Annotated in this window: 8 protein-coding genes; 5 read left to right on the top strand and 3 right to left on the bottom strand. The window is 59.6% G+C overall.

Translation table 11 applies throughout. The features are described from left to right. From B3F77_RS14985 to B3F77_RS15005, 5 genes are all read left to right on the top strand, one after another. Positions 1-563 (top strand): TrmH family RNA methyltransferase (locus tag B3F77_RS14985; protein WP_293605722.1); only part of this gene is annotated, 563 nt, incomplete at its 5' end. A 184-nt stretch (positions 564-747) separates the two neighbouring features. Further along, positions 748-1929 (top strand): glutamine-hydrolyzing carbamoyl-phosphate synthase small subunit, encoded by a 1182-nt coding sequence (gene carA, locus B3F77_RS14990; RefSeq protein ID WP_293605723.1) that lies wholly within the window; start codon positions 748-750, stop codon positions 1927-1929. Next, positions 1922-5152, top strand: a complete 3231-nt coding sequence (gene carB / locus B3F77_RS14995) for a carbamoyl-phosphate synthase large subunit (protein WP_293605724.1) — start codon at positions 1922-1924, stop codon at positions 5150-5152. Before carA ends, carB begins: the two co-directional genes overlap by 8 nt. A gap of 125 nt (positions 5153-5277) precedes the next feature. Further along, positions 5278-5754 (top strand): transcription elongation factor GreA, encoded by a 477-nt coding sequence (gene greA / locus B3F77_RS15000; protein ID WP_293605725.1) that lies wholly within the window; start codon positions 5278-5280, stop codon positions 5752-5754. Next, complete coding sequence (locus B3F77_RS15005) at positions 5754-6200, top strand: DUF4149 domain-containing protein (protein ID WP_293605726.1); 447 nt, start codon at positions 5754-5756, stop codon at positions 6198-6200. Before greA ends, B3F77_RS15005 begins: the two co-directional genes overlap by 1 nt. Positions 6201-6246: 46 nt before the next feature. On the opposite strand, the gene folD is transcribed toward B3F77_RS15005, so the two are convergent. The 3 genes from folD to B3F77_RS15020 all read right to left on the bottom strand — a co-directional run bounded on the left by folD (position 6247) and on the right by B3F77_RS15020 (position 10434). Next, a complete protein-coding gene (gene folD / locus B3F77_RS15010) occupies positions 6247-7104 on the bottom strand; it encodes a bifunctional methylenetetrahydrofolate dehydrogenase/methenyltetrahydrofolate cyclohydrolase FolD (RefSeq protein WP_293605727.1) in 858 nt (285 codons plus the stop codon). Between the two features lie 90 nt (positions 7105-7194). Next, on the bottom strand, positions 7195-7821 hold the full coding sequence (locus B3F77_RS15015) for a response regulator transcription factor (protein WP_293605728.1): 627 nt from the start codon (positions 7819-7821) through the stop codon (positions 7195-7197). Positions 7822-7866: 45 nt separating this feature from the next. Then, positions 7867-10434 (bottom strand): PAS domain-containing sensor histidine kinase, encoded by a 2568-nt coding sequence (locus B3F77_RS15020; RefSeq protein ID WP_293605729.1) that lies wholly within the window; start codon positions 10432-10434, stop codon positions 7867-7869. Between the last annotated feature and the right edge of the window lie 200 nt (positions 10435-10634).

A 10634-nucleotide genomic window follows, 5' to 3' on the forward strand; every position in this document is an offset into this window, starting at 1 on the left:
CGCAGGCAGCTATTAAAAACATAGTGATTCCGGATGCGTTGTTGCCGGAAATCAGTGGCCTGGAATCACCCGCGCGCATGGGATTTGTTGTGGAATTGCCTGCCGCGCCCGAATTGCTTGTCGATACAGCCTCGGTGATTCTGGACCGCGTTCAGGATGCCGGCAACGTCGGATCCATCCTGCGCAGTGCGGCGGCGTTTGGCTTCAGCCAGATCATCGCACTCAAAGGCACGGCAGCACTTTGGTCGCCCAAAGTGCTGCGGGCCGGTATGGGCGCGCATTTTGCCTTGCGCTTGGTGGAGGGCGTCGAGCCAGATGCGCTGGCTGGGCTGACCGTTCCTATCGTGGTTACCAGTTCGCACCATGGCAGCTTTCTGCACCAGCAAAAACTGCCCATGCCCTGCGCCTGGGCTATGGGTCATGAAGGGCAGGGCATTAGCGACGACCTGATGGCTAGAGCAAGCCTGAAGATGCGCATAGACCAGCCCGGCGGCGAAGAATCGCTCAACGTCGCGGCCGCCGCCGCCATCTGCCTGCACGCAAGCGCACTCGCTCAGCATTAAGGCGGGCAAAGCCGGGCAAAGCAGTGACAAGCACGAGGGTAAGTTATACTCGGAGGCTTTTCAAAACACAGCTTCGCCCGAGCGCATTCAAAGCCAACACCCTCACAAAAGCAGCCTGCAAGCGTCTTGATAGAGACGTTTCTTGTGTGCGCTTGGGCGAACCGTAACCAACCCGGAGAACCCAGTGCTTTTGTCTCTACAGGGAAATACCCCTCACGCCATACTGGCGCTCGCAGACGGCACGGTCTTTATCGGTAATTCGATTGGAGCTGCGGGCTCCACGATCGGTGAGGTGGTGTTCAACACCGCCATGACCGGCTACCAGGAAATCCTCACGGATCCGAGCTACTGCCAGCAGATCGTCACCCTCACCTATCCCCATATTGGCAACTACGGCGTCAATGCCGAAGACGTCGAAGCCGACAAGGTCCATGCCGCCGGCCTGATCATCAAGGACTTGCCACTGCTGGCATCCAACTTCCGTATGTCCATGACCTTGGCCGAGTACCTGGTCAAGGAAAAAACGGTCGCGATTGCAGGGATTGATACCCGCCAACTGACGCGCCACCTGCGCACCAAGGGTGCACAGAACGGATGCATTCTGGCGCTGGGCCAGGGCGAGCCGGTGCGCCAGTCCGCCATCGACAAGGCCGTGGCAGCCGCAAAAGGCGCACCCAGCATGGCCGGGCTGGACCTGGCCAAAGTTGTGTCTGTGAAGCAGGCCTACGAGTGGACGCAGACCGAGTGGAAATTGGGATCGGGCTACGGCGTGCAGAACACGCCAAAATTTCACGTCGTGGCCTTTGATTTCGGCGTGAAGATGAACATGCTCCGCATGCTTGCCGAGCGCGGTGCGCGCATCACGGTGGTGCCGGCCCAGACCTCCGCCTTTGACGCGCTCAAGCTCAAACCCGATGGCATCTTTCTGGCCAATGGCCCGGGTGATCCGGAGCCTTGTGACTACGCCATAGCGGCCACGCGCGAACTGATAGAAACCGGCATCCCGACTTTCGGCATCTGCCTGGGTCACCAGATCATGGCACTGGCCAGTGGCGCCAAAACCTTCAAGATGAAGTTCGGCCACCACGGCGCCAACCATCCGGTCAAGGATCTCGACACCCAGCGCGTCAGCATCACCAGCCAGAACCACGGTTTTGCGGTGGATGAGAAAAGCCTGCCTGCCAACCTGCGCCCCACGCACATCAGCCTGTTTGACGGCACGCTGCAAGGCCTGGCTCGCACCGACAAGCCCGCGTTCTGCTTTCAGGGCCACCCTGAAGCATCGCCGGGCCCGCACGACATTTCGTATTTGTTTGACCGTTTCACGGTGCTGATGGAACAGGCCGGGGAGAAGAAGAATGCCTAAGCGCACAGACATCAAATCCGTTTTAATCATTGGCGCCGGCCCGATCATCATTGGCCAAGCCTGCGAGTTTGACTATTCCGGCGTGCAGGCCTGCAAAGCGCTGCGCGAAGAGGGCTACAAGGTCATCCTGATCAACAGCAACCCCGCCACGATCATGACCGATCCGGCCACGGCCGACGTGACTTACATCGAGCCCATCACCTGGCAGACGGTTGAAAAAATCATTGTCAGGGAAAGGCCCGATGCCATTTTGCCGACCATGGGCGGCCAGACGGCGCTCAATTGCGCGCTGGATCTCTGGCGCAACGGCGTGCTCGACAAGTACCAGGTTGAGCTGATTGGCGCCAAGCCCGAAGCCATCGACAAGGCCGAAGATCGCCTGAAGTTCAAGGATGCGATGACCAAAATCGGTCTCGGTTCGGCCCGTTCGGGCATTGCGCACAGCATGGACGAGGCGTGGGCAGTGCAGAAAACCGTCGGGTTTCCGACCGTGATTCGCCCCAGCTTCACACTGGGCGGAACCGGGGGCGGCATCGCCTACAACCCGGAAGAGTTTGAAGTCATCTGTAAGCGCGGCCTCGAAGCCTCTCCGACCAACGAGCTGCTGATTGAAGAGTCGCTGCTCGGCTGGAAAGAGTATGAGATGGAAGTGGTCCGCGACACGGCGGACAACTGCATCATCGTCTGCTCGATTGAAAATCTGGACCCCATGGGTGTGCACACCGGTGACTCCATCACCGTGGCGCCGGCCCAGACCTTGTCCGACAAGGAATACCAGATCCTGCGCAATGCGTCTCTGGCGGTGCTGCGCGAGATTGGTGTGGACACGGGTGGCTCCAATGTGCAGTTCTCCATCAACCCGGTCGATGGCCGCATGGTGGTGATCGAAATGAATCCGCGCGTTTCGCGCTCCTCGGCGCTGGCTTCCAAAGCCACCGGTTTCCCGATTGCCAAGGTGGCCGCCAAGCTGGCCATTGGCTACACCCTGGATGAGCTGCGCAACGAAATCACGGGCGGCGCCACGCCCGCCAGCTTTGAGCCCAGCATCGATTACGTCGTCACCAAGATCCCGCGTTTTGCCTTTGAAAAATTCCCGGCGGCCGATTCGCGCCTGACCACGCAGATGAAGTCTGTCGGTGAAGTGATGGCCATGGGCCGCACCTTCCAGGAGTCGTTCCAGAAAGCCCTGCGCGGACTGGAAGTCGGCGTGGATGGCATGAACGAAAAAACACAGGACCGTGAAGTCCTTGAGAGAGAGCTTGGCGCCCCGGGACCCGACCGCATCTGGTATGTGGGTGATGCGTTTGCCATGGGCATGAGCGTGGACGAAGTGTTTGCGTTGACCAAAATAGACCCCTGGTTTCTGGTGCAAATTGAGCAGATCGTCAAGATCGAACTTGAGCTGGAGACCACATCGTTCGACAAAATCGACGCTGTCACGTTGCGAGCGCTGAAGCAAAAGGGCTTTTCCGACCGCCGTCTGGCCAGGCAGCTCAAAACCACCGACACCGCCATCCGCGAAAGGCGCCATGCGCTGGGTGTGCGCCCGGTTTACAAACGTGTGGACACCTGTGCCGCCGAGTTTGCGACCAACACTGCCTACCTGTACTCCACCTACGAGGCCGAGGGCAGCGAATGCGAGGCCGCGCCCACCGACAAGAAAAAAATCATGGTGCTGGGCGGCGGGCCCAACCGCATCGGGCAGGGCATCGAGTTTGACTACTGTTGCGTCCATGCCGCCATGGCCATGCGCGAAGACGGCTACGAGACCATCATGGTCAACTGCAATCCCGAGACGGTTTCAACCGACTACGACACCAGTGATCGACTTTACTTTGAGCCGCTCACGCTGGAAGATGTTCTGGAGATTGTCGACAAGGAAAAGCCGCTGGGGGTCATCGTTCAGTACGGCGGGCAGACGCCACTGAAGCTGGCGCTGGATCTGGAAGCCAACGGCGTGCCCATCATCGGCACCTCGCCCGACATGATTGACGCCGCTGAAGACCGTGAGCGTTTCCAGAAGCTGCTGCATGAGCTGGGCCTGCGCCAACCACCCAATGCCACGGCACGAGCCGAGCCTGAAGCGCTTGAAAAGGCTGCGGCACTGGGCTACCCGCTAGTGGTGCGCCCCAGCTATGTGCTGGGTGGCCGTGCCATGGAAATCGTGCATGAACAACGCGACCTGGAGCGCTACATGCGCGAAGCGGTCAAGGTGAGCCACGACTCGCCGGTGCTGCTTGATCGTTTTTTGAACGACGCGATTGAATGTGATGTCGATTGCATTCGCGACTCTGCAAGCCAAACCTTCATAGGCGGTGTGATGGAGCACATTGAGCAGGCGGGTGTGCACAGCGGCGATTCGGCCTGTTCGTTGCCGCCGTATTCCCTGAGCGCCGACACCGTCACCGAGATCAAGCGCCAGACCGCTGCCATGGCCCATGCCTTGAATGTGGTGGGCCTCATGAATGTGCAATTTGCCATTCAGCACATTGATGGCCAGGACGTGATTTACGTGCTGGAGGTCAATCCACGCGCTTCGCGCACCGTGCCCTTCGTCAGCAAGGCCACCGGCGTTCAGCTGGCCAAGGTGGCGGCACGCTGCATGGTCGGCCAATCGCTGGCATCGCAGGGCATCACCAGCGAAGTCACGCCCCCTTATTTCAGCGTCAAAGAAGCGGTGTTCCCCTTCGTCAAGTTCCCAGGCGTGGACACCATTCTCGGCCCCGAGATGAAGTCCACCGGTGAAGTGATGGGCGTGGGCAAGACCTTTGGCGAGGCCTTTGTGAAGTCGCAACTTGGTGCGGGCACCAATCTGCCGAGGTCCGGAAAAGTCTTCCTGACGGTCAAGAACAACGACAAGCCGCGTGCAGTTGGTGTGGCGAGTGCCCTGGCGGCACTGGGTTTTGAGCTGGTGGCCACCAAAGGCACGGCTATGGCCATCAAGGCTGCCGGCGTCTCCTGCAGCGTGGTCAACAAGGTCACCGAAGGCCGACCGCATGTGGTCGATATGATTAAAAACAAAGAGATTGCGTTGGTCATCAACACCGTGGAGGAGCGCCGCAATGCGATCGCCGATTCGCGGCAGATACGCACCTCGGCGCTGCTGGCCCGTGTCACCACCTTCACCACCATTGCGGGTGCTGAAGCGGCGGTTGAAGGCATGAAGTACCTGGACAACCTGAACGTGTATTCAATTCAGGAACTGCATGCTCAATTGGGTTAGTTACCAAGTCATTGACTAGGTTAATTACCCGGTTGATCACGCCGTATTTGCATTAAACTTATCTCAAATTAAATACGCCGCCACCAGGTGCCTGGTGGCGGTTTCGCTTTTGCAGGAGCAAAAACATGGCAACCCTACCCATTACCAAACGCGGCGCAGAAAAGCTGAAGGCCGAATTGCACCAGCTCAAAACCGTTGATCGCCCCTGGGTCATCAATTCGATTTCCGAAGCACGCGCGCAGGGTGATTTGAGCGAAAACGCCGAATACGACGCCGCCAAAAACCGCCAGGGCTTTGTTGAAGGCCGCATCCAGGAAATCGAAAGCAAGTTGTCGGCTGCCCTGATCATTGACCCGGCAACGCTGGAGCCTGGTAGTCGGGTGGTGTTTGGCTCCACCGTCCAACTGGAGGACGAAGCCACAGGTGACAGCGTGACCTACCAGATCGTGGGTGAAGACGAAGCCGACCTCAAACAGGGACTGATCAACATCGGCTCCCCGATTGCCCGCGCCCTGATTGGCAAGGGCGAGGGCGATATCGCTGAGGTGCAGGCACCGAGCGGTGTCAAGCGCTACGAAATCGTGGCCGTGCACTACATCTGATGCGCCAGCCGATACGTCAGAGTATTGCGCTTTTGGCTGCGGCCCTCTGGTGGGGCAGCCTCACGGGTTTGGGCTTTGTGGTGGTACCCCTGCTGTTCATGCATCTGGGAAGCCCTGCAACGGCCGGCGCCATGGCTGCCAAACTTTTCTCGGCGCAAACTTGGCTCAGCACCGCCTGCGCCATGCTGATACTACTGGTTTTGAATAAAAAAGACGATCCAGCCCTTGCACCCTATGCGCGTTTAGCTATGAAATTTATAGTGGCCGGGCTGCTGCTGGCCTTGCTGGTCGAGTTTGGCGTGGCGCCCCGCATCGTCAACGCGCGGGCTGAGGGCGGCAACCTCAAGCTCTGGCACGGCTTGGGCAGCGCCATGCTCCTGGGCCAGTGGCTGTGCGCCGGGTTCACCGTCTGGCGCTTGACGCGGCGGCCAGACAGCGCGGGCTGAACCGGGAGCTCGATCGGCCAACGGGCGCCGGAGCGTCTCAGCTTCCTTAGCTGCGCTCAGCGGCTTCCAGCGTGTTCACCAGCAGCATGGTGATGGTCATGGGGCCTACGCCGCCGGGCACCGGCGTGATGTAGCCGGCAACTTGCCGGACACCCTCGAAATCCACATCGCCGCAGAGCTTGCCTTCGTCGTTGCGGTTCATGCCGACGTCGATCACCACCGCGCCTGGTTTGACCATGTCGGCGGTCAGTACGTTGCGCTTGCCAACGGCTGCGACGATCACGTCTGCCTGCAGCGTCATCGCTTTCAGGTTTTGGGTGGCGCTGTGGCAGATCGTCACGGTGGCATTCTTCTGCAGCAGCATCAGCGCCAAGGGCTTGCCGACGATGTTGCTGCGGCCGATGACCACGGCATGCTTGCCGCGCAAGTCATAGCCCTTTCCAGCGTTGAGACTTTCAAGCATCTTCATGCAGCCATAGGGCGTGCAGGGCCGGAAACCGGGTAGGCCGACCATGAGCGCGCCAGCGCTGGCGACGTGAAAACCATCAACGTCTTTGGCCGGTGATATCGCTTGAATGACTTTTTGCGCGTCGATATGGGGAGGCAGCGGAAGCTGAACCAGGACCCCATGAATGGCAGGGTTCTTGTTCAGTGCATCGATCCGTGCCAGCAAATCTGCTTCAGGAAGCGTGGCCGGGTAGTGCTCCAGCACCGAATGCAGGCCGTTGTCTTCGCACGCTTTGACCTTGTTGCGCACATAGACCTGGCTGGCGGGATTTTCGCCCACCTGCACCACTGCCAGGCCCGGCGTGATGCCGCGCGCACGCAGGGTGGCCGCCCGCTGGGCGACTTCAGCCCGCAGTTGTTTGGAGAGGGCGTTGCCGTCAATCAGCTGTGCAGTCATTTTTGCAGTTTTCCAAGTAAAAAAGCCCGTTAGTCCAGTAACCACGGGCGCAAGCAGCTATCAAAAAAATAGCGGCAAGAAATCCAAGGGTCAGGCTTTTTGGACGCTGGAGCCCAGGGCGATCTTGAGCAAATCGGCCACGGTATTGGCATTGAGCTTTTCCATGATGTTGGCGCGGTGCGCTTCCACCGTCTTGATGCTGATTCCCAGGTCGTCGGCGATCTGCTTGTTCAGACGGCCTGCGACGATGCGCTCAAGCACCTGCGCTTCGCGCGAGGTGAGTTTGGCCAGCAGTGCGTCACGGCTGGCGGACTGTTGGTTGTCGATGAAGGCTTCCTTGGCCTGCTCCAGCATGCGCTCGACCAGATTGACCAGCGCTTCTTCCTGAAAAGGCTTCTGGATGAAATCCATGGCGCCTTTCTTCATGGTGTTCACGGCCATGGGCACGTCACCGTGACCGGTAATGAAGACGATGGGCAGCGGCGACTTGCGTTCGACCAGCCGGTCCTGCAGTTCCAGTCCGGTCATGCCGCCCATGCGGATGTCGACGATCAGACAGGCCACTTCGCGCGCGTCGTAGCGGCTCAGAAAGGTTTCAGCCGAGTCGAAGCAGCGCACCCGGTAATCCTTGCCTTCGAGCAGCCACTGCAGGGAGTCGCGCACGCCCTCGTCGTCGTCAACGACATAGACCGTACCTTTTTTCGGAATCAAGCTCATGCCATGCCTTCTTAGTGAATTTCTTCGTAAACTTTTTGGAGGGTCTCAGTGAACGCCAGCGTCATTGACCGCTGCGCCATCGATAGCAGGCACCGCTGGCGAAAGCAGGGGTGCCACGGGAATCCAGAAAGTAAACCGACACCCTACCACTTCGTCCCGATTGTAGAGGTTGACGGCTTCCATCCGGCCCTGGTGAGATTCAACAATGCTGCGGCACAGTTTCAGGCCGATGCCCATACCCTCGGCCTTGGTGGAATAGAAAGCTTCAAACAGCCGGGTCATGACTTCAGGTGACAGGCCGTTCCCCGAGTCGAATACCGAAAACTCCACCACACTCTGGTCTTCAATATGCTTGGGCACCACGCGCAATTCAACGTTGCGGCGGGCTGCGGGCAGATTGGCCTGCGCAATAGATTCGGCCGCATTTTTCATCAGGTTGATCAGCACCTGCTCAATCAGTATCGGATCCACCAGGATGTTGGGTAAGCGCGCCGCGATGTAGTGGCTTAGCCGCACATGGTGGCGCCTGAGCTCAATCTCGGCCAGTTCCATCGCGTTGCTGACCATGGTGGCAACATCGGCCGGCATGCGGTTGGGCTCGCTGCGTTTCACAAACGCGCGAATGCGCTGGATGATCTGCCCGGCACGGTGCGCTTGCCTGGCGGTCTTCTCAAGCGCGACCAGCAGATCTTCATTACTGATTTGCTGGCCCTTGATGCGTGACACCATGCCATTGCAATAGTTGTTGATGGCCGTCAGCGGCTGGTTGAGTTCGTGGGCCACACTCGAAGCCATTTCACCCATGGTGATGAGGCGGCTTGCGGTCTGGGCGCGTTCGTTTTGCTGTGCGGCCTGTTCTTCAGCATAACGTCGCGGCGTGATGTCGGTGGCAATCATCATCTGTGCCAGGCGACCGTCCACCCAGGTGAGGTAGCGCGAACGCACTTCCAGCCATTTTGCCAGGTCGGGCACGAAGATCTCGGCGTTTTCCGTCTGGGCCGCGGTAAGCGTGTCGGTAGGAAGACCGGCCAGGCCATCCACCGCGTCCAGCGCATCGTCAGTAGGCGTTACAGCAGGCACGCCGGCTTGGGCAATCAGGTTCATATGCCCGGACACTTCGCCGCCAAACCAGGACCGGTACAGTTTGTTGGCAAACAGCAGCTCTTCGCTGCCCAGCGGTGCCACGGATACTGCCGCATCCAGCCCCTCCAGCACCGTGGTGAAACGTTCATACGAGGCCGACAGCTCTTCACGAATACGCTTGGGCTCGGTGATATCGGTCATCGATGTCATCCAGCCGGTTTGCTGCCCACGGGGATCAATCAGCGGCGACACATACATGCGGGCGTCAAAGATCTGGCCATTTTTGCGCTTGACCCGGACTTCGAAGCCACCGGGCGGTGTCCTGCCGTGCAATTCGTCGTCCAGTCGCGCTGTTAAGGTATCGAACTCAGCCTCGGGCCAATGGGGAAAGGGCGGGGTTTGGCCCACTAGGTCTCCTTCGGTCAGGCCAGTCATCTGGCAGAAAGCCGGGTTGACATAGGTGATGCGGCCCTGTAAATCCAGTACGCGCATACCGGTGAGCATGGAGTTCTCCATCGCGCGGCGAAAGTTGGTCTCGTAAATCAGGGCCTGCTGGGTCTGCACCCGGCGGCGGGTGTGGCGCCAGGTGCCCAGCAGCATCCAGACGGTCAGCGCGCTCAGGGCGCTGACCAGCCAGAAAAAGCCGCTGCCCACCACACCCAGCGATGCGCGGTAGCCTTCGGCACGTATCAGCAGGCCATTGCCCACCGGTGAGACCGGTATCTCGTACTCGGCAGCGCCGTCAGACCAGGGCAGCAGGCGGTCTGCAGGGTTGCGCGGTGGTGGCAGGTTGCCCGCCAGTACCAGGTTTTTGTCGTCCACCAGCGTCACCGCGTATTTGGCCGTGACTTCGGTAGGCACGCCAAAGCGCAACAGACCGTCAATCGAGTATTCGCCCATGATGACGCCGGCAAATTTGCCTTGGTCGTCAAGCGGCACCTGCAATTGCAGGGTAGGCGCGTTGTAGCCGCTGGCCTCTTTGGCCACCAGAGGACGGGAGTACACCGGTTGCCGCAGGTCGCGCGCCAGCTCGTACGTGCCGTCCGTCTCGCCCAGCTTGAGTTGATCGCCTGTAGCGCGCAGCTGGCTGGCATTGGCACTGGGCGAAACGTAGGCGACCTTGATGCGCCGTTTGCTGTCCACCCAGCTCACCGCCATCAGCTCCGGATACTGATTGACCAGCGCTTCGGCCTGGATGACGAATTCTTCGGTGTCAACCTCCTTGTTGGACACATCCCGGCCAATCCGCATGAGCTGCTCTTGCCTTTCGAGCAGACGCAGGCGCAGCCGCTGCTGGGCGTACTCCACATCGCGCTTGACGGCTTGCTGCTCGCGGTCTATCTCTTCAATGCGCAAGTAGCCGAACGCGGCAATGACGGCGGCCAGGAAAAGCACCACGGCCAGCAGTGGGCCCAGTGTGATGAAACGGTCTTGCCGCGCTGGCGACTGCTTGCGCCACCAACGGCGCCACAGAGCCAGGAGCGCGGGTCTGACCGTGGCTTCGGCGGGAGGGGGGGGGTGCTTGGACATAAAGGAAGTCTGGAGTTTAAGTGAGATGTCCTGCACGAAGCAGGGTTGACCCTGATCTTTTAAGGTGAACGCCAGGGTGCTGCGGTGGCGATGCGCGACCGGTATTGGGGGACGCTGTGTAAAAACGTCAATGAAAATTTGAATTTCATGAGAGATAAAAAATCGACCTCGTAGAACGACTCATGTGCAGCGATCGCAGG

The organism is Polaromonas sp. UBA4122 (genome assembly GCA_002381615.1).
GTDB lineage: Bacteria > Pseudomonadota > Gammaproteobacteria > Burkholderiales > Burkholderiaceae_C > Polaromonas.

Bases quoted from the DNA above. Each gene is read 5' to 3' on its own strand.
- carB (WP_293605724.1), top strand. From the start codon at position 1,922: ATGCCTAAGCGCACAGACATCAAATCCGTTTTAATCATTGGCGCCGGC.
- greA (WP_293605725.1), top strand. From the start codon at position 5,278: ATGGCAACCCTACCCATTACCAAACGCGGCGCAGAAAAGCTGAAGGCC.
- B3F77_RS15005 (WP_293605726.1), top strand. From the start codon at position 5,754: ATGCGCCAGCCGATACGTCAGAGTATTGCGCTTTTGGCTGCGGCCCTC.
- folD (WP_293605727.1), bottom strand. From the start codon at position 7,104: ATGACTGCACAGCTGATTGACGGCAACGCCCTCTCCAAACAACTGCGG.
- B3F77_RS15015 (WP_293605728.1), bottom strand. From the start codon at position 7,821: ATGAGCTTGATTCCGAAAAAAGGTACGGTCTATGTCGTTGACGACGAC.
- B3F77_RS15020 (WP_293605729.1), bottom strand. From the start codon at position 10,434: ATGTCCAAGCACCCCCCCCCTCCCGCCGAAGCCACGGTCAGACCCGCG.